The organism is Stenotrophomonas sp. TWI377 (genome assembly GCF_039674525.1).
Taxonomy (GTDB): domain Bacteria; phylum Pseudomonadota; class Gammaproteobacteria; order Xanthomonadales; family Xanthomonadaceae; genus Stenotrophomonas.
In genome coordinates, this window is sequence record NZ_JBDJNT010000002.1 from 1 (window position 1) to 21,504 (window position 21,504).

A 21,504-nucleotide genomic window follows, 5' to 3' on the forward strand; every position below is an offset into this window, starting at 1 on the left:
TCAGGTTTTTGTTTGGTGGAGTTTGTGGGCCCCCCCCCCCCGCCCCCCACTACCGGAGCGTCGTACCCACCAACGGTGGGTACCTACAGTCAGTCGTACCCACCAACGGTGGGTACCTACAGGTCAGTCGTACCGACCAACGGTGGGTACCTACCGATCAGCGGAAGACGACGGTGCGATGCCCGTTGCGCAGGATGCGGTGCTCCACATGCCGGCGTACCGCGCGGGCCAGTACCTGCGATTCGGTGTCGCTGCCCAGCCGCACCAGGTCGCGTGGCGTCATCGCGTGATCCACGCGCGCCACGTCCTGTTCGATGATCGGGCCTTCGTCCAGATCCGGGGTCACATAGTGCGCGGTCGCGCCGATGATCTTGACCCCGCGCGCGTGCGCCTGGTGATACGGCTGCGCGCCCTTGAAGCTGGGCAGGAAGCTGTGGTGGATGTTGATCGCCCGCCCGGCCAAGGCCTCGCACAGGCGCGGCGACAGAATCTGCATGTAACGCGCCAGCACCACCAGGTCGATCTGCTCGCGCTCGACCAGATCGATGATCTGCTGCTCCTGCACGGCGCGGTTGTCCGCGTTGACCGGCAGGTGATGGAACGGCACGCCATAGGAGCCGGCCAGGGCAGCGAAGTCCTCGTGATTGGAGGCCACCGCCGCGATATCCACCTGCAGCTGCCGGCTGTGCGCGCGGAACAGCAGGTCATTGAGGCAATGCCCCTGCTTGCTCACCAGCACCAGCAGCCGTGCGCGGCGGCGGGCGTCATGCAGCTGCCAGTCCATCCCGAACTCGGCGGCCAGGGTGGCCATGCGGGCTTCCACATCGCCCAGTGACCGCTCGGCGGCACGATCGAAATGCACGCGCAGGAAGAACCGGCCGCTCTCGTCGTCGCCGAACTGCTGGGCATCGAGGATGTTGCAGCCCAGCTCGAACAGCAGGCCGGACACACGGTAGACGATCCCGGTACGGTCCGGGCATGAGAGGGTGAGGATGGAATCGGGGCGCATCCGGCCAGTGTAAGCGAGCACCGCCGGGCTGCGGTCGATGCTCTCAGATGCAACCAAGGGCAGTGGCCCAGCCCCTACACCGCCGCCGGGTCCACCTTCTCCACATCAATGCCGTACCGGTCGATCGCCACCTGCAGCTGGCCGCGTTCGATCCGGCCGTCATCGGCCAGCGACTTGAGCGCGGCGAGCACGATGAAGTGGCGGTCCACTTCAAAGAACGTACGCAGTGACTCGCGCGTATCCGAGCGGCCGAAGCCATCGGTGCCCAACGCAGTGAAGCGGCGGCCGTCGATGAAGGGCCGGATCTGGTCGCCGACGATCTTCATGTAGTCGGTGGCCACGATCACCGGGCCCGGGTGCGCGGCCAGGCATTGCTGCACATACGGCACCCGCGGCTCCTCCACGGGGTGCAGCAGGTTCCAGCGCTCGGCCGCCAGGCCATCACGGCGCAGTTCGGTGAGGCTGGTGGCGCTCCACACGTCGCTGGCGATGCCGAAATCCTGCTGCAGCAGGGTGGCGGCGGCTTCCACTTCGCGCAGGATCGCGCCACTGCCCATCAGCTGCACGCGCAGCGCCGGGTCGCTGTCGGCGGCAGCGGGGTGCAGCAGGTACAGGCCCTTGAGGATGCCCGCTTCGCTGCCTTCCGGCAGTGCCGGGTGCGGATAGGCCTCGTTGAGCACGGTGATGTAGTAGTAGATGTCCTCCTGGTCCACGTACATCCGGCGCAGGCCGTCCTGGATGATCACCGCCAGTTCGAAGTTGTAGGTGGGATCGAAGGACACGCAGCTGGGGATCACCGAGGACAGCACGTGGCTGTGGCCGTCATCGTGCTGCAGGCCCTCGCCCATCAGCGTGGTGCGGCCGGAGGTGGCGCCGAGCAGGAAGCCGCGGGTGCGTGCATCGGCAGCCGCCCAGGCTAGGTCACCGACGCGCTGCAGGCCGAACATCGAGTAGAAGATGTAGAACGGAATCGTGGCCAGGCCGTGGTTGCTGTAGGCGGTACCGGCGGCGATCCACGAGCAGATCGCGCCGGATTCGTTGATGCCTTCCTGCAGGATCTGGCCGTCCTTGGCTTCCTTGTAATAGCTCAGCTGGCCGGCATCCTGCGGCGTGTACAGCTGGCCGAGGTAGGAGTGGATGCCGATCTGGCGGAACAGGCCTTCCATGCCGAACGTGCGCGATTCATCGGGCACGATCGGAATGATCAGCTTGCCCAGTTCCGGGTCCTTGAGCAGCGTGGTGAGGATGCGCACGAAGCCCATCGTGGTGGACTGGCCGCGTTCGCCACTGCCCTGCAACTGGGTGGCGAACGCCGACAACGCCGGCACCGGCAACGGATCGACGTGGGTCACCCGCGCCGGCAGCTGGCCGCCCTGGGCCTGGCGGCGCTGTGCGAAATAGCGCGCCTCTGCACTGCCCGGCGCGGGGCGCAGGTACGGCATGTCTTCCAGCTGGTCGTCACTGACCGGCAGATCAAACCGATCACGGAACGCACGCACGGCATCGGCGCTCATCTTCTTGAGCTGGTGATTGATGTTCTGGCCTTCACCGGCCTCGCCCATGCCGAACCCCTTGACCGTCTTGGCCAGGATCACGCTCGGCCGGCCGTTGCCGGCGACGGCCTGCGCGTAGGCGGCATAGACCTTCTGCGGGTCGTGACCGCCGCGCGCAAGCGCCCAGATCTCGTCATCGCTCATCTCCGCGACCAGCGCCAGCAGTTCGGGATACTTGCCGAAGAAATGCTCGCGCACGTAGGCACCGTTCTGCGACTTGAAGGTCTGATAGTCGCCATCCACGCATTCCATCATGCGCTGGCGCAGCAGGCCGGTGCGGTCCTTGGCCAGCAGCGCATCCCAGCCGCCGCCCCAGATGACCTTGATGACGTTCCAGCCGGCGGCGCGGAAGATGCCTTCCAGTTCCTGGATCACCTTGGCGTTGCCGCGCACCGGGCCGTCCAGCCGCTGCAGATTGCAGTTCACCACGAACACCAGGTTGTCCAGGCGCTCGCGGCCGGCCACGGAAATGGCGGCCAGCGATTCGGGCTGGTCCATTTCACCATCGCCAAGGAAGGCCCAGACCTTGCGGCCCTGGTGCTCCTTCAGCCCGCGGTATTCCAGGTAGCGCATGTAACGCGCCTGGTAGGCGGCGGTGAGCGGGCCCAGCCCCATCGAGACGGTGGGGAACTGCCAGAAGTCCGGCATCAGCCGCGGGTGCGGATAGGAGGACAGGCCATCGCGATCGGATTCGCGGCGGAAGTTGTCCATGCGTTCGGGCGCGATACGGCCTTCGACGAATGCGCGGCCGTAGATGCCGGGCGCCGAGTGGCCCTGGATGTAGATCATGTCGCCATCGAAGGTGTCGGTACGGCCACGGAAGAAGTGATCGAAGCCGACGTCGTACAGCACCGCCGCGGACTGGTACGTGGCGATGTGGCCACCCACGTTGGAGTGCTTGCCGGCGCGCAGCACCATGACCATCGCGTTCCAGCGGATCATCGCGTTGAGGCGGCGCTCGATGCCGAGATCGCCCGGATAGGCCGGCTGGCGCTCGACCGGAATGGTGTTGGTATACGCCGTCCAGACGCGGCCATGCAGATCCCCATGGCGGGCCGTGTCCAGCTCGGTCAGCTGGTCCATCAGGTAATGCGCGCGCGGGCGGCCGGCGGCGTGGATGACCGCCTCCAGCGACTCACGCCATTCCTGGGTTTCCTGCGGGTCGGTATCGAGGGGGGCGAGCGCTGGGTTCATGTCATCTCCGGGGAAGGCGGCCAGGCCGTGCGCAGGACGCGACGGCAGCGGGGGCGGCACAGCGCGGAAGCGGCGTCGCCCGGGCAACAGAGCCGGGCGAGCGGGCAACCTGGCGGTTGCGGGACAGGCACGATAAGCAGGGGGCCGCAGGGCGGGTAGACCGGATGGACTTGGCGCTTTATAAAGAAATTCTTTCCAATGGAGCGCGAGAATGGCGGCCAGCATGAACATTCTCCAGTCAATCCGCAGCTTCATCCGGACCGCCGACGCCGGCAGCCTGGCTGCGGCCGCGCGCACGCTTGGGGTGAGCCCGGCGGCGGTCGGGCAGAACATCGCCCGGCTGGAGGCGCATCTGGGGGTGCGCCTGCTCAACCGCACCACCCGTACCCTGGCCCTGACCGAGCGCGGTGCGCTGTACCTGGCCCAGGTGCGCCACATCGAACGCGACCTGCAGCGCGCCCAGGCCGCCGTGACCGACCTCGATGCCACGCCTGAAGGACGGTTGCGGATCGCCAGCAGCACCGCGTTCGGCCGCCACGCGCTGGCCCCGTTGCTGCCCGCGCTGCAGGCCCGCTTCCGCCGCCTGGCGATCGAGCTGCTGCTCACCGACCGCAGCGTGGACCACGCGCACGAAGACGTGGACGTGAGCATCCGGATCGAACCGCAGCTGGAGGAAGGCCTGGTGGCGCGGCCGATCGCGCAGGTGCCGTTCGTGTTCTGCGCGGCACCGTCGTATCTCGCGCGGGCCGGGATTCCGCTCACACCGGAGGCGCTGCGCGAGCATCGTTGCCTGCTGCTGCGCTACCCGCTGGACGGGCGCTATCTGCCGTGGGGCTTCGTCCGCGACGGCATGCGCTTCGATGCCGAGGTGGCCCCGGCGCTGGTGAGCGATGACGTCGATGCACTGGCCGCGATGGCGGTGGCCGGCGGCGGCATCACCCGGCTGGCGGCGTTCGTGGCCGCGCCCTATCTCGCGCGCGGCGAGCTGCAGGCGCTGTTCGAACCCGGCGATGCGCAGAGCACCCAGGCCTCACCGGAGCCGATGCGGTTGTTCCTGTGCGTCAGCGATCGCCGCGATCTGACCCCGAAGGTGCGGGCGCTGATGCAGCACATCATCGAGGGGCTGCCGCCGGCGTGGCGGGTGGATGTCGGCTGAGCACAGGGTCACCCGGATGCCGGCCAACGGCCGGCACTACCGCCAGCGTGTCAGCGTTCCGGCGCGATGAACACACCGCGGGCTTCGCGCGGTTCGCAGCGCAGGTACTGCGGTGCCGGAGCGACCGAATCGCCCAGTGCGGCGGCGGCATGCCACGGCCAGCGCGGGTCGTAAAGGATGCCGCGGGCCAGCGCGATCGCATCGGCATGGCCATGGCGCAGGATCGATTCGGCCTGCGAGGGCTCGGTGATCAGGCCCACCGCGATGACCGGCATGCGCAGCTTGTGCGCCTTGATCGCCTGCGCGAACGGCACCTGGTAGCCCGGCGACAGCGGAATCTGCTGGCGCGGGTCGTTGCCACCGCTGGAGACGTGCAGGAACTGGCAGCCGCGCGCATCCAGCACGTGCGCCAGGGTCGTGGTCTGTTCGATATCCCAGCCACCGGCCACCCAGTCGCTGGCGGAGATGCGCACACCCACCGCGATGCGGTCCGAGACGGCCTCACGCACGGCATCGAACACGCGCACCAGCAGGCGCATGCGGTTTTCCAGCGAGCCACCGTAGTCGTCCTCGCGGCGGTTGCTCAGCGGCGACAGGAACTGGTGCAGCAGATAGCCGTGCGCGGCGTGCAGTTCGATCAGGTCCATGCCGACGCGCTCTGCGCGACGGGCGGCGGCCGCGAAAGCCTCGACCACGGCATCGATGCCGGCCAGATCCAGTTCGGTCGGGGTCGGGTCGGTCTTGGCGAACGGCAGCGCGGACGGTGCGACCGTGGGCCACGCACGCGGATCGGACGGGTCCATCGCACCGCCGCCTTCCCAGGGCTTGTTGACCGAGGCCTTGCGCCCGGCATGGCCCAACTGCACGCCCAGCGGCATCGGCGACCACTGCTTGACCGAGGCCACGACCGAGGCCAGCGCGGCTTCGGTGGCGTCATCCCACAAGCCCAGGTCGGCCCAGCTGATGCGGCCTTCCGGCAGCACGGCGGTGGCTTCCAGGATCAGCAGGCCGGCGCCGGACTGCGAGAGCTGCCCGAGATGGATGCGGTGCCAGTCGTTGGCAAGGCCGTCGACACAGGAGTACTGGCACATCGGCGCGATCACGATGCGGTTGGGCAGGGTCAGCGGACCGAAGGGGATGGAGGAGAAGAGCTGGCTCAAGGGGGGAACTCGGGAAGAGGAAATGGAACCGGGCGCCATTGCACTCCTGTGCGGCGGCGGAGGCAACCGTGCCAATGGATCAGTGTTTCGTAGCGGCTCAGGCGGCGGCGGTTCCTGGCAGCAGGAAGGCCAGCGCGTCGGCGCAGGATTGGTCGACCTTCAGGCTCAACAGCGCGTCCGCGCGGGTAAGGCCGCGGTTGAGCGCGGCGATCGGCAGCCCGGCCTGGGCCGCGGCCTGCACGAAGCGGAAGCCGGAATAGACCATCAGCGAGGAGCCGACCACCAGCACCGCATCGGCCCGCTGCAGATGGTCGTGGACGGTGGCGACCCGCTCGCGCGGCACGCTTTCACCGAAGAACACCACGTCCGGCTTGAGCACCCCGCCGCATGCCGGGCAGGCCGGCACCTGGAAGGCGGAGAAATCCATCTCCAGATCGGCATCGCCGTCGGGCGCCTGTCCGGCCTCCAGATGCTCCCAGCCGGGGTTGAGCGCCAGCAGCCGGTGCTGGAACGCCTCGCGCGGGGTGCGCGCTTCGCAGCCCATGCAGCGCACCTGGTCCAGCCGCCCATGCAGGTCGATCACCGCCTCGCTGCCCGCCCGCTGATGCAGCCGGTCGACATTCTGGGTGAGCAGCAGCTCGACCTGGCCACGGGCCTCCAGCGCGGCGAGCGCGGCATGCGTGCCGTTCGGCCGGGCCCAGCCGAACCGGGGCCAGCCCAGCAGGCTGCGCGCCCAGTAGCGCTGGCGGGTGGCCAGCTCGCCCATGAAGGCCTGGTAGGTGACCGGCGGCGTCCGCTTCCACTGGCCATCGGCATCGCGGTAATCCGGGATGCCCGAATCGGTGCTGCAGCCCGCGCCGGTCAGCACGAACAGGCGCTGGGCGCGGTCGATGAACTCGGCGAGGGGTGTGCTCATGATCAGCAGATGGGGGCGCAGGTGCGGAGAGGCAATCGCGGGCCGCTTACGGGCCCGGGATGTCACCCGGCAGCGACGGGACGCTGGTCGGATGGCCGTCGGCATCCAGCGCGATCATCACGAAGTGTCCGCGCGTGCACAGCTTGCGCTCACCGGTGTGGAGGTCTTCGGCGATCAGTTCAACCTCCACCTTCATCGAGCTGCGGCCGACTTCGACGATGCGGCCGACGGTTTCCACCATCTGGCCGATGCGGATCGGCAGCTTGAAATCGACCTGGTCCGAGCGCGCGGTGACCACGGTGCGGCGCGAGTAGCGGGCCGCGGCCAGGAACGCCGCCTTGTCCATCCATGCCAGTGCCTGGCCACCGAACAGAGTGCCCAGGTGGTTGGTGTGGTTGGGGAACACGATCTCGGCCATGCGGACTTCGATGGGCGGGATGGTTTCGGGGATGGGGGTCATGGCGGGGGCCGGGAATGCTGTGGGATGGCGCGGATGATACGACAGGGGGGCATCCATGCCGCTTAACGGTCCTGCAAAGGGACCCCCGACCTCCTCTAGATAGTTTGCTTATGCGCGGTGGGGAGAGCGGCTTTGGCGAGTGCTTACGCGACGTGGTGTGGGAGAGGAAGAGCAGCCGAGCATGGCTCGGCTCTACACGACGTGTTGATACCAAGGTCCTCATTGATAGTCAGCGCACGTTGGTAGCAACCGCCTTTCCAACCGCAATGGAAGATCCATGGGACGTGACCCGGGTAGGCGAATGCAGGACGGTTGGGCCGCTTGGTTGCGCCCCACGAGCCTACACGGACGTATTTACGGCGGGTCCAGCATTCGCCTGCCCGGGTCACTTCTACTCGCAGCATCCGGACGCCAACGCTGTTGCCTCAACGCTTCAACGCTCAAGCAAGCAGAGCGCAAACAAAAAGCCCCGGAACATGTCCGGGGCTTTTCGAAATCACGACGTGAGCGTCAGATCAGAACGACATGTCGAACGACACTTCGCCCTTCACGCCTACCTGGTAGGCCGAGGAACGGCGCTCGAAGAAGTTGGTCAACTCCTGCACGTCCTGCAGCTCCATGAAGCTCAGCGGATTGCGCACGTTGTACTTCTTCTCCATGCCCAGGCGATGGAAATGATTGTCCGCGCAATGCTGCAGATACTGGCGCATATCACGCGTCGAAATGCCCGCCACACCACCCGACAGCACGTCCTCGGCGAACTGCACTTCGCACTCGATCGCGTCGGCCAGCATGTCGTAGACCTCCTGCTTCATCGCATCGTCGAACAGGTCCGGCTCTTCCTCGCGGATCACATCCACGCACTCGAAGGCGAACTCCATGTGCGCGCTCTCGTCGCGGAACACCCAGTTGGTGCCCGAGGCCAGACCGTTGAGCAGACCGCGCGAACGGAAGTAGTACACGTACGCGAAGGCCGCGAAGAAGAACAGACCCTCGATGCACGCCGCGAAGCAGATCTGGTTGAGCAGGAACTGGCGACGCTCGTCACGGGTCTCGATGCGCTTCAGGTTCTGGATCGAGTCGATCCACTTGAAGCAGAAGTCCGCCTTCTTCTTGATCGAGTCGATGTTCTCCACCGCGTCGAACGCCTTGGCGCGCTCGTCCGGATCGGGCAGGTAGTTGTCGAGCAGGGTCAGGTAGAACTGCACGTGCAGCGCTTCTTCGTACAGCTGGCGCGACAGGTACATGCGCGCTTCCGGCGCGTTCAGATGCTGATACAGGTTCAGCACCAGATTGTTGGACACGATCGAATCGCCGGTGGCGAAGAACGCGACCAGGCGGTGGATCAGGTGGCGCTCGCCCGGCGACATCTTGCCGTGCAGGTCGCTGATGTCGATCTGGAAGTTGATTTCCTCGACCGTCCAGGTGTTCTTGATCGCGTTGCGATACATGTCATAGAACTGCGGGTAGCGCATCGGGCGCAACGTCAGTTCAAAACCTGGATCGAGCAGCATTTGAGTCGGCTTGTCGGCCATGGTGTTTCGTCCTTCTTGGCGACTACCGACCAACGGTCGGTAGCTACCGAATGTGTGATTTTCCGTCCGTGCACCCGGCGGGGCCGGCCCGGTGGGCCGGCACGCCTTGGTTACTGGCACGCCTCGCAGCTTTCCGGGTTTTCCAGCGAGCAGGCGACGGCTTCGACCGGGGTGTAGCTGCTGACGGTCGTCTTGGCGATCTTGGTCGCCGGGCGCGAACGCAGGTAGTACGTGGTCTTGATGCCCTGCTTCCAGGCGTACATGTACATGGAGGACATCGCGCCGATGTTCGGGCTTTCCATGAACAGGTTGAGCGAGGCGGACTGGTCGATGAACGCGCCGCGGTCGGCGGCCATGTCGATCAGCGAACGCATCGGCAGTTCCCAGGCGGTGCGGTAAATGTGGCGCAGCGTTTCCGGGATCTGGGTGATGCCCTGGATCGAGCCTTCGGCCAGCTTGATCGCGTCGCGCATTTCCGGGGTCCAGTGGCCGAGCTTCTTCAGCTCGTTCACCAGGTAACGGTTGACCTGCAGGAAGTCGCCGGACAGCGTTTCGCGCTTGAACAGGTTGGAGACCTGCGGCTCGACGCACTCGTAGCAACCGGCGATCGAGGCGATGGTCGCGGTCGGGGCGATCGCGATCAGCAGCGAGTTGCGCAGGCCGTGTTCCTTGATGCGCTCACGCAGGGCGTCCCAACGGGCGGTGTCTTCGGGCACCACGTTCCAGGCATCGAACTGCAGCTCGCCGCTGGCCGCACGGGTGTCGACGAAGGACGGGTGCTTGCCGCGTTCCTGGGCCAGCTCGCACGAGGTTTCCAGCGCGTGGAAGTAGATCGTTTCGGCGATCTGCCTGGACAGCGCGCGGGCTTCGGCACTGTCAAAGGCCAGACGCTTGCGGAAGAACACGTCCTGCAGGCCCATGCAGCCCAGGCCGACCGGACGCCAGCGCAGGTTGCCGCGGCGGGCGGTTTCGATCGGGTAGAAGTTCAGGTCGATCACGCGGTCGAGCTGACGCACGGCCAGGCGCACGGTGTCGGCCAGCTTCTCGAAATCGAACTCGCCGTGGCCGTCGAAATGATTGCCCAGGTTGATCGAGCCCAGGTTGCACACCGCGGTCTCTTCGGCCGAGGTGATTTCCAGGATTTCGGTGCACAGGTTGGACAGGTGGATCACGTTGCCCGGACGCAGGGTCTGGTTGCTGGCGCGGTTGCACTTGTCCTTGAAGGTCATCCAGCCGTTGCCGGTCTCGGCCAGGGTACGCATCATCCGCGAGTACAGCTTGCGTGCGGAGATGGTGCGCTGGGCCTTGCCCTGGGCTTCGGCCTGCAGGTAGGCCTGCTCGAACGCTTCGCCGAACAGATCGGTGAACTCGGGCACCACGCTCGGATCGAACAGCGACCATTCCTGGTCGGCCTCGACGCGCTGCATGAACAGGTCGGGGATCCAGTTGGCCAGATTCAGGTTGTGCGCACGGCGCGATTCGTCGCCGGTGTTGTCACGCAGTTCGAGGAAGTCCTCGATATCGGCGTGCCAGGTTTCCAGGTACACACAGGCCGCGCCCTTGCGCTTGCCGCCCTGGTTCACCGCGGCCACGGACGAATCCATGGTCTTGAGCCACGGCACGATGCCGTTGGAATGGCCGTTGGTCGACTTGATCAGCGAACCACGCGAACGCACGCGGCTGTAGCTGACGCCGATGCCGCCGCTGAACTTGGAGAGCTGGGCGATATCGCCGTACTTGGCGTAGATCGACTCCAGCGAATCCTGCGGCGAATCCAGCAGGAAGCACGAGGACAGCTGCTCGTGGGTGGTGCCGGAGTTGAACAGGGTCGGGCTGGAGGGCAGGTAATCCAGGTTGCCCATGCGCTTGTACAGCGCGAGGGTTTCCGGCACGTCTTCGCTCAGCGCGCTGGCGATGCGCAGGAAGAACTGCTGCGGGGTCTCGATCACCTTGCGGGTGTGCGGATGACGCAGCAGGTAACGGTCGTACAGGGTACGCAGGCCGAAGTAATCGAAATGCAGGTCCAGCGACGGATCGATCGCGTCGTTGAGCTTGCGGGCGTTGACCTGCACGAACTCCAGCAGGCGTGCGTTGATCAGGCCGACTTCGTGGCCGCGGCCGACCGACTGCGAGAACGCATGGATTTCCTGGCCGGACACTTCCTTGGCGATGAAGTTGGCCAGCAGGCGCGCGGCGAGGCGGCCGTATTCGGGTTCTTCACCGATCAGCAGCGCCGAGGTGCGGATGGACAGTTCGTCCAGCTCCTGGGTGGTCGCGCCGTTGTACAGGCCGGAGATGGTGCGGGTCGCAACGCGCATCGGATCCACCGCATGCAGACCTTCGCAGCAGCGCTGTACGGCGCGCACGATCTTGTTCAGGTCCACCAGTTCGGTCGTGCCATTGCGCTTGGTGACGCTCATGGCGGTCGCCGTGGGCGGCGAGGTCAGCAGGAATTCGCTTTCCTTATCGATAGCTGCGCTGGTTTCGGTGCTCACGGCGTTTTCCTCTTGGCGTGATTTGGGGTGGTGCAGCGTGGGTCTGCCTGGCAGGCGCCGGAACCGATGCAGAGATGCTCAGGGTGGACTATCGGCGTCGCAGGAGCCGCGACCCGGGCAGGCAAGCCTGCGGGCGGTTCCCCTGCGTCACCGGTCCTCTCCCCCCGGAGAATCCTGCGACCGGCACCACACGCTGTACTTCGTGCGGTTGTCAGTAGGTCTTCAGGCCATCGGCGTGAAGGCGATACGCCCGTCGACTTGTGGTCGGCGGTACCGACGGCCACAAGATAGTGGGGGTACCAGGTGTCGTCAACGCCAAATGTAGTGAATTTCCCTAATCCCTTGCGGCGCAAGGACCGGGCCGGAAAGGCGTCCGACGAACGGTCTGGACCTGTCGAAAGCGAGTGCGCAGTCAAGGCCAAAACGCCGGTGCCGGATGCGACGCAGGGGCACGAAAAACGGAACAGCGGCCTCACATGGCCCTAACGAATGGCCGCCGGTCAGGGTGACTTCCGACCCGCGCCGGGGCCGCCCCGGGGTGCGACGCTCCAACGCGTCTCCTTTCATATGAACGCGACCATGCGCCTGCCCCTGACTGGATGTCTGTTGCTGGGCCTGACCCTGGCCGGCACCGGCACCGCCGCCGCCGATGGCCAGACCAAGGCGCCGGCCCTCTCCTCGCGCCAGTGCGGGGTGAGCACGCCCTACAACGTGCTGGTGGACAGCGGCGGGATCTGGCTGCGCAACCGCGAGCAGGTGCCGGCGGAGATTTTCTTCCACGATGGCGAGCTGAACATCGATCGCCAGCCGATCCCGGTCAGTGACGCCGATGCCCAGCGCCTGCGCCAGCTCGAGTGGGGCACCCGCCAGCTGGTGCCTGCGGTGGCCGGGGTGGCCGGCGAGGCCACGGACATCGCCTTCGATGCGCTGGGGGCGACGGTGGAGATCATGACCGGCAGCGGCCGCAAGGCGCGCGAAGTGGAAGGGCTGCGCAGGGATGCCCACGAATACGTTGGCCGTACGCTGGGCCGCGGGATCTGGGAGCAGGACCTGTTCGGCGAGCAGTTCGAGGCGCGCATCGAGCAGGCGGCCGAGTCGATGTCGGCCTCGCTTGCCCGCGGGGTGATGTGGACGATGCTGACCGGCGGCTCTGGCCGGATCGAGGCGCGCGCCGAGAAGATGGAGGCCGACCTGGAGCACCGCATGGAGTTGCGTGGCAAGGCGCTGGAGGCGCAGGCCCAGTCGCTGTGCACGCAGGTGCTGGCGCTGGACGCGATCCAGCAGTCGCTGGAGGTGCGCTACCAGGGCAGGCCGCTGGCAATGATGGTGATGGACCGCAACGAGGACGCGGCCGCGCCGATCGCGCACGAACAGCCGCGCGGGGACGCGTTGGTGTTGCCGCCGTTGTAGAGAGCATCCACGCATGGCGTGGATCTACGTTGCACGGCCTATCCACGCATGGCGTGGATCTCCATCACGGCCTGTCCAGGCCCGGCGTGGATTTACGCGCGGTGCGGGGTGCCCAGGTACTCGGCGCTCTGCATTTCGATCAGGCGCGAGGCGGTACGTTCGAACGCGCCCTGCAGGCGGATGCCCGAATACAGCCCGACCGGTGAATCGGTCGCGGTGCAGACCAGGTTGACGTGGCGGTCGTACAGCTCGTCGATCAGGTTGACGAAGCGGCGCGCGGCATCTTCGTTGAGTGTGTCGAAGTGCGGGATATCGCCGAGCAGCACGGTGTTGAACTCGTGCGCGATCTCGATGTAATCCGACGGGCCGCGTGGGCCTTCGCATAGCGCCTTGAAATCGAACCAGACGATGCTCTTGCCGCGGCCGCGCACCGGAATCTTGCGCGCCTCGATCTCGATGTTGCCCGCTTTGGCCGGTTGCCCACCACTGAGCTCGGCCCAGCGGCCGGCCAGCCAGGCATCGCTGCCGGCATCGATCGGGGACTGGTACACCGGCGAGCGGGTCAGCGCGCGCATGCGGTAGTCCTCGGTGCCTTCGGCGTACAGTTCCACGCAGTAGGTCTGCAGCAGCCCGATCGCGGGCAGGAAGCTGTCGCGCTGCAGGCCGTTGAGGTACAGGTTTTCCACCGCGGTGTTGGAGGTGGTCACCAGGGTCACGCCCTCGGCGAACATGCGTTCGAGCAGGCGCGCCAGCAGCATCGCATCGCCGATGTCAGTGACGAAGAATTCGTCCAGCACCAGCACGCGCAGTTTGCTGCGCCACTCCTGGGCGATCTTCGCCAGCGGATCGCTCTGCCCCTGGTGCTCGCGCAGGCGCTCGTGGATGCCGCGCATGAAGCGATGGAAATGGGTGCGGTACTTCTGTTCGATCGGCAGGCCGTCATAGAACAGATCGACCAGGAAGGTCTTGCCGCGCCCCACCCCGCCCCAGAAGTACAGGCCCTTGACCGGCTCGGGCTTCTTCCAGAATGCGGAGAGGCGGTCCAGCCAGCCGTCCTGGGCGCTGTCGACCAGCGCCAGATGGATGCGATCCAGCTCGGCCAGGGCGGCGTGCTGGGCCGGGTCGTTCTGCCATTCGCCCCGGGCCACGCCATCGGCGTAGCGCTGCGACGGGGTCATCACGGTGTCGCTCATGCCGCGTCGGGGGCGGGGTTGGGCAGCCACTGCTTGACGCCATGGATGAGCGCGCCGCGCAGGTCGACGATCTTGCGGTGGAAGAAGTGGCTGGTATCGGGCATGCGCACCAGTTCATGCGGTGCATCCATACTGTCCAGCCAGTCATAGACCGCCTGCGGGTCGACGATCTCGTCTTCCTCGCCCTGGATCACCAGCCACTGGGCCGGCGGCTGCATGCCCTCGAAGTCCCAGCGCCTGGCCGGCGGCGCGATCGAGATCAACGTGGTCGGCTGCAGGTCGCCCGCCGCGCGCAGCGAGACGTACGCGCCGAAGCTGAAACCGGCCAGCCACAGGGCCTGGCCCGGCCGCTGCGCACGGACCCAGGCGGCGACGGCCTTGAGGTCGTCCTGTTCGCCCACGCCGTTGTCGAACGTGCCGGCCGAGTCGCCGACGCTGCGGAAGTTGAAGCGCACGGTGGCGATGCCCAGGTCGCGCAGCGAGCGCGCGGCCATGGTCACCACCTTGTTGTGCATGCTGCCGCCCTCGGTGGACAGCGGATGGCAGACGATCGCCACCACCGGCTGCACCGCGACATCGGCCTCGGGCAGATCAACCACGACATCCAGCGGACCGACCGGTCCGTCCAGCGTCAGCGCACCGCTTTCTTGGGGAAATGGGGGATTGTGCATGGCGTCATAATACCGTCCCTCCGCGTGCTTCACCGCCGCCCCGCCGGATCCGTACATGCACTTTCTGGTTTTCAGCGTTCTCTGCAGCGTGCTGGTCTCGGTCCTGCTGAAGCTGGCGCCGCGCCAGCGGCTGGACATGCCGCAGGTGGTGACGTGGAATTATCTGGTCGCCAGCGTGCTCAGCGCGGTGCTGCTGCAGCCCTCGCTGGCGTCACTGCAGACCGCGCATGCGCCGTGGGCCGCCCTGCTCTGCCTGGCCGTGGCGCTGCCGGCGATCTTCCTGATGATGGCCCGCGCGGTGACCCGCGCCGGGATCGTGCGCAGCGACGTGGCCCAGCGGTTGTCACTCCTGCTTTCGCTGCTGGCCGCGTTCCTGGTGTTCGGGGAGACCGCCAACGGCTGGAAGCTGGCCGGCCTGGGGTTGGGCCTGCTGGCGATCCTGGGGATCAGCGTGCGCCCGCGCGCCGGTGCGGCCGAGCCCACTGGCGGGCGGGCCTGGCCGTGGCTGCTGGCGGTGTGGGTGGGCTATGCCCTGGTGGACATCCTGCTCAAGAAGGTGGCGTTGTCGGGCACGCCCTCGATGGCCGCGCTGCTGGCCAGTTTCAGCCTGGCCTTCGTGCTGATGCTGGCGTTGCAGCTATGGCGTCACCTGCGCGGCATCGCCCGCCTGCAGTGGCGCAACGGGGTCGGCGGCGCCCTGCTCGGGCTGCTCAACTTCGGCAACATCCTGTTCTACGTGCGCGCCCACCAGCATCTGCCGGACAGCCCGGCGGTGGTGTTCGCCGGCATGAACATCGGCGTGGTGGTGCTGGGCGCGCTGGTGGGCATCGTCGGTTTCGGCGAGCGCACCAGTGTGTGGAACCGGGTGGGCCTGGGGTTGGCCGTGGTGGCGATCGGGTTGATCGCGTGGGGCACGTGGTAACTGGTTGATGCGGTGCCGGCCAGCGGCCGGCACTACCCGGGCAACGCGACGGTGGCCGGGCGTGCCGGCGCACCCGTGCGGTATCAGCGATCAAACCCCAGCAGCAGCGGATCATGGTCCGAGCTGCGCCACGGGCCCGCTTCGTTGCGGTCGCGGTAGCCGACATCGTCGGCCTCATCGGCATTGATGTGCCACTCCGCGGCCGCGCGCAGGCGTTTGGCCATGCCCGGGCTCAACAGCGCATGGTCCAACCGGCCGGTCATCCCGTTGTAGACATAGCTGTAAGGCCGTTCGACCTTCGCCACCGCGAACGCATCCCGCCAGCCGGCCGCGTGCAGGGTGCGGATCGGGTCTTCCATCGCGTAGGCGTTGAAGTCACCCAGCAGCACTGCATCGCGGGTGCCCGCAGCGGTGGGATCGGTCGCCAGCCACTGGTCCAGCAGCGTGGCCGAGGCGACCCGGGTGGCATTCCAGCAGGCCTGGCCGTCCTTCTGATCGGCATCGGCGCCGGTCGCTTCGGAGCAGCCCTTGGATTTGAAGTGATTGGCCACGACCACGAACGGCGCGCCCTTGCCCGCACGGAAGGCCTGCGCCAGCGGCACGCGGCTGCGCTCGCCGAAGGGCTCCTTCTCCAGCACGGCGGGGGCGCCGTCCGGGGTCACGCGCGAGGCGCGATAGATGATGCCGACCCGGATCGGGTTGTCACCCGGGCCCTGCCGGGCATCGATGAAACGCCAGTCGGCACCTTGGCCCCGGTCCGCATTGAGCGCATCAACCAGCTGGGCGATCGCCGACTGCGGTCCGTAGCCATCGTTCTCCAGTTCCATCAGCGCGGCGACATCGGCGCCGAGCGCGTTGATGGTGGCGACCAGCTTGGTCTTCTGCGCCTGGTGTTCGGCCAGGGTACGGGCGCCACGCAGGGTCGGGAAACCGCCGCCCTGGCCGTCGCCATTGAAGAAGTTCTCCAGGTTGAACGCCGCCACATGCAGAGCCCCGGCCACCACCGGTACGGCCGGGCGCTCCAGCGCCGGCAGGTTCAGCGGGCGGGTCACCTGCAGGCGGGTGTTGCCCTTGGGATCGACGCGGACGATGCCTTCGATATTGCGCAGGACCATGCCGGTGCGCAGGTTCGCGGCCGCCGGCAGGTAGGCCACCGGGCCGGGATCGCGGGCGTCGCTGCCATCGTCCAGCACCAGCCGGCGATGCAGGTTGTCGGCCACCACCTGGGCATGCCCGGCGGTGCCGGGTGCGGCCACTTCGCTCGGCTGCCACAGGCGACCACCGAAGGCCACGGTCAACTCACCGAAGCGCGACAGGCCATCGGTGCCGGCCAGGGTCAGCGGCGCGGCGATGCGGACCTGCTGGCCATCCAGCGTGCGCCAGTCGGTGGGCGGCGCGGTCAGGGTGACCGTGGCCGACGTGGTCGGCGCCGGACGCACCTGCGGCGAGGTGGCGGGCTGCGGCTGGGCGGCATGGACCGCGCCGGACAACGCCAGCGCGAGAGCGAACACGAGGGGGGTACGGCGCATCGGAAGCGGGACTCCAGGGAAGTGCGACAAGGCTAACCACATAAAGTGAAACGCCGCCCTTCGGCGGCGTCGGTGGCCTGATCCGGCAAAGCCGTCATTTCAGGTTGGCGAGCATCCAATCGACCGTGGCATGGATCTGCTCCTCGGTCAGCGCCGGATTACCGCCCTTGGGCGGCATGATGCCACCGTCCGGGCCCGTATAGCCCTCCACTGCGTGCTTGTAGAGCGTGTCCTTGCCCTGGGCGATGCGCGCATCCCAATGCCCGTGATCCAGCGTCGGCGCCTTGCCGACGCCATTGGTATGGCAGGCGGTGCAGAGGTTGTCGTAGATCACCTTGCCGTCGGTGGTGCCACCGTAGGCGACCTGCGAGGCGGCTTTGACCAGCGCGGCGGCATGGGCGGCGGCCTGCGCGGCGGCACCGGTGCTGCCGGCGTACACCGCACCGGCCGGCGCGATGCGCTGCTCGGTACGTTTGGCCGCCATCGGCGAGACTTCAGGGGGAATGCTGGTATGCAGGTAGGCCGCAAAGATGATGAGGCCGAGTGTGATGGCCATCAGCAGCGCGATGACCATGGAAAAGCGTTTCAGGAACTCGAGGTCGTAATTCCGCACTCTCTATACCCCTGGCTGGTAGTCGTTGGACCACGGCTTGTCGGCCGAGTATGACCAGCGTCGGCGGCGCTGCGCAAGCGACCGCCGGGTGTCGCAATGCAGCATCGGCGCAGCTCAGGCGCCCGCGGCACGCAGGCAGAAAACACAGATCGACTCGACCAGCGCATCTTCGTCGCCGTGCGCGTCGCGGCTCAGTGCGGTCGGGCCGACCAGCGCCTCGGTGAACGCGCCGACGATGCAGGCCGCTGCGACATGGGTGTCCTGCGGCGGGAAGGTGCCTGCCTCCACGCCATCAGCGACGATGCGCCGGAACACATCGCCGAACAGACGGCGGCAGCGGATGCGCTCGGCTTCCACTTCCGGATCGACCGGCTCGGCGATGAAGGCATAGGCCAGCCCGGGCCCGGCCAGCGCGCGGCGCACGAAGGCGGTGATCGCCCGGCGCAGGCGCTCCGGCGCGGGCAGCGGCTCGGCCGCGATCGCCTCGAAGATGCGCAGCTCGTGCTCGACGGCGGCGGTGAGCACCTCCACGAACAGTTCGGCCTTGGAGGGGAAGTGCCGGTAGATCAGGCCGGTGGAGACCCCGGCTTCGGCCGCCACGGCGGTCACCGGGGCGTTGCGGTAGCCGCCGGCCGCCACCAGCACACGGGTCGCCAGCAGGATGCGTTCACGGGCGCCGGCAAGGCGTTCTTCCATCAGGGCGGAGCGTTTATAGGCCATTTGTTGATTCTATGTTCAATTTTTGAATTTGTGTTCACTTCTTTGTCGAACCCGGCTACGCTGGGGGTACATCGCCCGCGGGACGGCCCTGTCAGCCCGTCCATCCCTCCCGGCGCGTCCCATCCCTTGTTGTTGCGGAGTCGCCCATGCACGTCCCGACCATGAACTTCGATCTCGGCGAAGAGATCGACCTGCTGCGCCAGAGCGTGGCCCATTTTGCCTCCGCTGAAATCGCCCCGCTGGCGGCCCAGGCCGACGAAGAGAATCTGTTCCCCAATGCGCTGTGGCGCAAGCTCGGCGAACAGGGCCTGCTCGGCCTGACCGTGGAAGAGGAATACGGCGGCAGCGGCATGGGCTACCTCGCGCATGTGGTGGCGATGGAAGAGATCTCGCGCGCCTCCGGTGCCATCGCGCTGTCCTACGGTGCGCACTCGAACCTGTGCGTGAACCAGCTGCGCAAGAACGGCAACGAAGATCAGAAAAAGCGCTACCTGCCCGGCCTGTGCAGCGGCGAGCTGGTCGGCGCGCTGGCCATGAGCGAACCGGGCGCCGGCTCGGACGTGGTCTCGATGAAGCTGCGGGCGGACAAGCGCGGCGATCACTACGTGCTCAACGGCAACAAGATGTGGATCACCAACGGCCCGGATGCCGATGTGCTGGTGGTCTATGCCAAGACCGATCCGGATGGCGGCGCCAAGGGCATCACCGCGTTCCTGATCGAAAAGGGCATGAAGGGCTTCTCCACGGCGCAGAAGCTGGACAAGCTCGGCATGCGCGGCTCCAACACCTGCGAGCTGGTCTTCCAGGATTGCGAAGTACCCGAAGCCAACGTGCTTGGCGTGGTCGGCGGTGGCGTCAAGGTGCTGATGTCCGGTCTGGACTATGAGCGCGTGGTGCTGTCCGGTGGCCCGCTCGGCCTGATGGCCGCCGCGATGGATGTGGTGATGCCGTACGTGCACGAGCGCAAGCAGTTCGGCGAGGCGATCGGTACCTTCCAGCTGATCCAGGCCAAGCTGGCCGACATGTACGTGGGCCTCAATGCCTGCCGCGCCTATGTCTACGCGGTGGCACGCGCCTGCGACCAGGGCCGCACCACGCGCCAGGACGCGGCCGGCGCGATCCTGTATTCGGCCGAGAAGGCCACTTGGCTGACCGGCCAGGCGATCCAGATCCTGGGCGGCAACGGCTACATCAACGAGTACCCGACCGGGCGGTTGTGGCGCGATGCCAAGCTGTATGAAATCGGCGCCGGCACCTCGGAGATCCGCCGCATGCTGATCGGCCGCGAACTGTTCCAGCGCACCAAGTAAGGGCCCTGCCATGACCGTATTGAGCACCCAGCTGCAACCGGGCAGCGACACCTTCGAGGCCAACCGCGCCGCGCTGCAGGCGGTGGTCGACGACCTGCGCGCCACCCTGGCGCAGACCGCGCTGGGCGGCAGCGAAGCGGCACGCGCCAAGCACACCGCACGCGGCAAGCTGCTGGTGCGTGACCGCATCGATGCCCTGCTCGACCCGGGCAGCGCCTTCCTGGAAATCGCCCCGCTGGCCGCGCACGGCATGTATGGCGACCCGATCCCCAGCGCCGGCGTTGTCGCCGGTATCGGCCGGGTCTCGGGCGTGGAGTGCGTGATCGTGGCCAACGATGCCACGGTCAAGGGTGGCACCTACTACCCGATGACGGTCAAGAAGCACCTGCGCGCGCAGGAAGTGGCCGAGCAGAACCGCCTGCCCTGCATCTACCTGGTGGATTCCGGCGGTGCGTTCCTGCCGCTGCAGGACGAGGTGTTCCCGGACCGCGACCATTTCGGCCGCATCTTCTACAACCAGGCCAACCTGTCCGCGCAGGGCATTCCGCAGATCGCCTGCGTGATGGGCAGCTGCACCGCCGGTGGCGCCTACGTGCCGGCGATGAGCGATGAAACGGTGATCGTGCGTGAGCAGGGCACCATCTTCCTCGGCGGCCCACCGCTGGTGAAAGCGGCCACCGGTGAAGTGGTCACCGCCGAAGAACTGGGCGGTGCCGATGTGCATACGCGCATCTCCGGCGTTGCCGACCACATGGCCGACAACGACCTGCAGGCGCTGGCCCGGGTCCGCGCGATCATCGCCCAGCTCAACTGGCGCAAGCCCGAGCCGGCGCTGGCGGTGCAGGCCCCGGTGGAACCGCGGCATCCGGCCCACGAGCTGTACGGCGTGATCCCGGCCGACACGCGCAAGCCGTACGACGTGCGCGAAGTGATCCTGCGCCTGGTCGACGATTCGCGCTTTGATGAGTTCAAGCCGCGCTACGGCAACACCCTGGTCACCGGCTTCGCGCACCTGCATGGCTACCCGGTGGGCATCATCGCCAACAACGGCATCCTGTTCTCCGAGTCCGCGCTGAAGGGCGCGCACTTCATCGAACTGTGTACCCAGCGCGGCATTCCGCTGGTGTTCCTGCAGAACATCACCGGCTTCATGGTCGGCCGCAAGTACGAGCACGGCGGCATCGCCAAGGACGGGGCCAAGCTGGTCATGGCCGTGGCCTGCGCCAAGGTGCCCAAGTTCACCGTGGTGATCGGCGGCTCGTTCGGTGCCGGCAACTACGGCATGTGCGGCCGCGCCTACTCGCCCAACTTCCTGTGGATGTGGCCGAACGCGCGCATCGGCGTGATGGGCGGCGAGCAGGCCGCCAGCGTGCTGGCCACGGTCAAGCGCGACGGCATCGAAGCCAAGGGCGGGCAGTGGTCGGCCGAGGAAGAAGACGGCTTCAAGTCGCCGATCCGCGCGCAGTTCGAATCGCAGGGCCACCCGTACTACGCCAGCGCCCGCCTCTGGGATGACGGCGTGATCGATCCGGCCGACACCCGTCGTGTGCTGGGCCTGGCGCTGTCAGCCAGCCTCAACGCCCCGGCGAAGAAGACCGACTTCGGCGTGTTCCGCATGTAATGCACGGGCGGTGCCGCCTGGCACCGCCGCCCCTGGC

General features: G+C 67.1%; 17 protein-coding genes. 5 read left to right on the forward strand and 12 right to left on the reverse strand.

From position 1 onward, the window contains the following. Window positions 1-157: 157 nt before the first annotated feature. Window positions 158-1,009, reverse strand: coding sequence for a formyltetrahydrofolate deformylase (gene purU / locus ABE546_RS03395; protein WP_313219882.1), 852 nt, complete (start codon window positions 1,007-1,009; stop codon window positions 158-160). A 74-nt stretch (window positions 1,010-1,083) separates the two neighbouring features. Next, the gene (gene aceE, locus ABE546_RS03400; RefSeq protein ID WP_346462706.1) at window positions 1,084-3,756 is read right to left on the reverse strand and encodes a pyruvate dehydrogenase (acetyl-transferring), homodimeric type; all 2,673 of its coding nucleotides are present in this window, start codon (window positions 3,754-3,756) and stop codon (window positions 1,084-1,086) included. Between the two features lie 223 nt (window positions 3,757-3,979). On the opposite strand from aceE, the gene ABE546_RS03405 reads away from it, so the two are divergent. Further along, entirely contained in the window at window positions 3,980-4,912 is a 933-nt protein-coding gene (locus tag ABE546_RS03405; RefSeq protein WP_313208891.1) for a LysR substrate-binding domain-containing protein, read from the forward strand. Between the two features lie 50 nt (window positions 4,913-4,962). Here the strand turns inward: ABE546_RS03405 and ABE546_RS03410 are convergent, their stop codons facing one another. From ABE546_RS03410 to ABE546_RS03430, 5 genes are all read right to left on the reverse strand, one after another. Next, window positions 4,963-6,111, reverse strand: a complete 1,149-nt coding sequence (locus tag ABE546_RS03410; RefSeq protein WP_313208892.1) for an NADH:flavin oxidoreductase/NADH oxidase — start codon at window positions 6,109-6,111, stop codon at window positions 4,963-4,965. A 58-nt stretch (window positions 6,112-6,169) separates the two neighbouring features. After that, window positions 6,170-6,988, reverse strand: a complete 819-nt coding sequence (locus tag ABE546_RS03415; protein WP_346462707.1) for an NAD-dependent protein deacetylase — start codon at window positions 6,986-6,988, stop codon at window positions 6,170-6,172. 46 nt (window positions 6,989-7,034) lie between these two features. Next, window positions 7,035-7,448, reverse strand: a complete 414-nt coding sequence (locus ABE546_RS03420) for an acyl-CoA thioesterase (RefSeq protein ID WP_019184839.1) — start codon at window positions 7,446-7,448, stop codon at window positions 7,035-7,037. Window positions 7,449-7,963: 515 nt separating this feature from the next. Beyond that, window positions 7,964-8,983 carry a ribonucleotide-diphosphate reductase subunit beta gene (locus ABE546_RS03425; RefSeq protein WP_313208894.1) on the reverse strand — a complete coding sequence of 340 codons (1,020 nt, stop codon included), beginning with the start codon at window positions 8,981-8,983 and terminating at the stop codon, window positions 7,964-7,966. 110 nt (window positions 8,984-9,093) lie between these two features. Continuing rightward, a complete protein-coding gene (locus ABE546_RS03430; protein ID WP_346462708.1) occupies window positions 9,094-11,478 on the reverse strand; it encodes a ribonucleoside-diphosphate reductase subunit alpha in 2,385 nt (794 codons plus the stop codon). A gap of 579 nt (window positions 11,479-12,057) precedes the next feature. Between ABE546_RS03430 and ABE546_RS03435 the strand changes: the two genes are divergently transcribed. Beyond that, window positions 12,058-12,888, forward strand: a complete 831-nt coding sequence (locus ABE546_RS03435) for a DUF2884 family protein (RefSeq protein ID WP_346462709.1) — start codon at window positions 12,058-12,060, stop codon at window positions 12,886-12,888. Between the two features lie 92 nt (window positions 12,889-12,980). Here ABE546_RS03435 and zapE read toward each other — a convergent pair whose 3' ends face one another. After that, complete coding sequence (gene zapE, locus ABE546_RS03440) at window positions 12,981-14,081, reverse strand: cell division protein ZapE (protein WP_313208897.1); 1,101 nt, start codon at window positions 14,079-14,081, stop codon at window positions 12,981-12,983. After that, window positions 14,078-14,752, reverse strand: a complete 675-nt coding sequence (locus ABE546_RS03445; RefSeq protein WP_346462710.1) for a CocE/NonD family hydrolase — start codon at window positions 14,750-14,752, stop codon at window positions 14,078-14,080. Before ABE546_RS03445 ends, zapE begins: the two co-directional genes overlap by 4 nt. 55 nt (window positions 14,753-14,807) lie before the next feature. Between ABE546_RS03445 and ABE546_RS03450 the strand changes: the two genes are divergently transcribed. Further along, window positions 14,808-15,674: an EamA family transporter gene (locus tag ABE546_RS03450; RefSeq protein WP_346462711.1), complete on the forward strand. Its 867-nt coding sequence runs from the start codon at window positions 14,808-14,810 to the stop codon at window positions 15,672-15,674. An 83-nt stretch (window positions 15,675-15,757) separates the two neighbouring features. On the opposite strand, the gene ABE546_RS03455 is transcribed toward ABE546_RS03450, so the two are convergent. The 3 genes from ABE546_RS03455 to ABE546_RS03465 all read right to left on the reverse strand — a co-directional run bounded on the left by ABE546_RS03455 (window position 15,758) and on the right by ABE546_RS03465 (window position 18,536). After that, on the reverse strand, window positions 15,758-17,203 hold the full coding sequence (locus tag ABE546_RS03455) for an ExeM/NucH family extracellular endonuclease (RefSeq protein ID WP_346462712.1): 1,446 nt from the start codon (window positions 17,201-17,203) through the stop codon (window positions 15,758-15,760). A 94-nt stretch (window positions 17,204-17,297) separates the two neighbouring features. Continuing rightward, the gene (locus tag ABE546_RS03460; RefSeq protein WP_070474313.1) at window positions 17,298-17,816 is read right to left on the reverse strand and encodes a c-type cytochrome; all 519 of its coding nucleotides are present in this window, start codon (window positions 17,814-17,816) and stop codon (window positions 17,298-17,300) included. Window positions 17,817-17,930: 114 nt separating this feature from the next. Next, a complete protein-coding gene (locus ABE546_RS03465) occupies window positions 17,931-18,536 on the reverse strand; it encodes a TetR/AcrR family transcriptional regulator (RefSeq protein WP_121044348.1) in 606 nt (201 codons plus the stop codon). Between the two features lie 146 nt (window positions 18,537-18,682). On the opposite strand from ABE546_RS03465, the gene ABE546_RS03470 reads away from it, so the two are divergent. Beyond that, window positions 18,683-19,846, forward strand: coding sequence for an isovaleryl-CoA dehydrogenase (locus ABE546_RS03470; RefSeq protein ID WP_121044350.1), 1,164 nt, complete (start codon window positions 18,683-18,685; stop codon window positions 19,844-19,846). Between the two features lie 10 nt (window positions 19,847-19,856). Next, a complete protein-coding gene (locus ABE546_RS03475) occupies window positions 19,857-21,467 on the forward strand; it encodes a carboxyl transferase domain-containing protein (protein WP_070426393.1) in 1,611 nt (536 codons plus the stop codon). The last annotated feature ends 37 nt before the right edge of the window (window positions 21,468-21,504 follow it).

Coding starts and splice junctions, on each gene's coding strand:
- ABE546_RS03470 (WP_121044350.1), top strand. CDS start 18,683: ATGCACGTCCCGACCATGAACTTCGATCTCGGCGAAGAGATCGACCTG.
- ABE546_RS03415 (WP_346462707.1), bottom strand. CDS start 6,988: ATGAGCACACCCCTCGCCGAGTTCATCGACCGCGCCCAGCGCCTGTTC.
- ABE546_RS03420 (WP_019184839.1), bottom strand. CDS start 7,448: ATGACCCCCATCCCCGAAACCATCCCGCCCATCGAAGTCCGCATGGCC.
- ABE546_RS03475 (WP_070426393.1), top strand. CDS start 19,857: ATGACCGTATTGAGCACCCAGCTGCAACCGGGCAGCGACACCTTCGAG.
- purU (WP_313219882.1), bottom strand. CDS start 1,009: ATGCGCCCCGATTCCATCCTCACCCTCTCATGCCCGGACCGTACCGGG.
- ABE546_RS03405 (WP_313208891.1), top strand. CDS start 3,980: ATGAACATTCTCCAGTCAATCCGCAGCTTCATCCGGACCGCCGACGCC.
- ABE546_RS03425 (WP_313208894.1), bottom strand. CDS start 8,983: ATGGCCGACAAGCCGACTCAAATGCTGCTCGATCCAGGTTTTGAACTG.
- aceE (WP_346462706.1), bottom strand. CDS start 3,756: ATGAACCCAGCGCTCGCCCCCCTCGATACCGACCCGCAGGAAACCCAG.
- ABE546_RS03410 (WP_313208892.1), bottom strand. CDS start 6,111: ATGGCGCCCGGTTCCATTTCCTCTTCCCGAGTTCCCCCCTTGAGCCAG.
- ABE546_RS03465 (WP_121044348.1), bottom strand. CDS start 18,536: ATGGCCTATAAACGCTCCGCCCTGATGGAAGAACGCCTTGCCGGCGCC.
- zapE (WP_313208897.1), bottom strand. CDS start 14,081: ATGAGCGACACCGTGATGACCCCGTCGCAGCGCTACGCCGATGGCGTG.
- ABE546_RS03450 (WP_346462711.1), top strand. CDS start 14,808: ATGCACTTTCTGGTTTTCAGCGTTCTCTGCAGCGTGCTGGTCTCGGTC.
- ABE546_RS03455 (WP_346462712.1), bottom strand. CDS start 17,203: ATGCGCCGTACCCCCCTCGTGTTCGCTCTCGCGCTGGCGTTGTCCGGC.
- ABE546_RS03445 (WP_346462710.1), bottom strand. CDS start 14,752: ATGCACAATCCCCCATTTCCCCAAGAAAGCGGTGCGCTGACGCTGGAC.
- ABE546_RS03435 (WP_346462709.1), top strand. CDS start 12,058: ATGCGCCTGCCCCTGACTGGATGTCTGTTGCTGGGCCTGACCCTGGCC.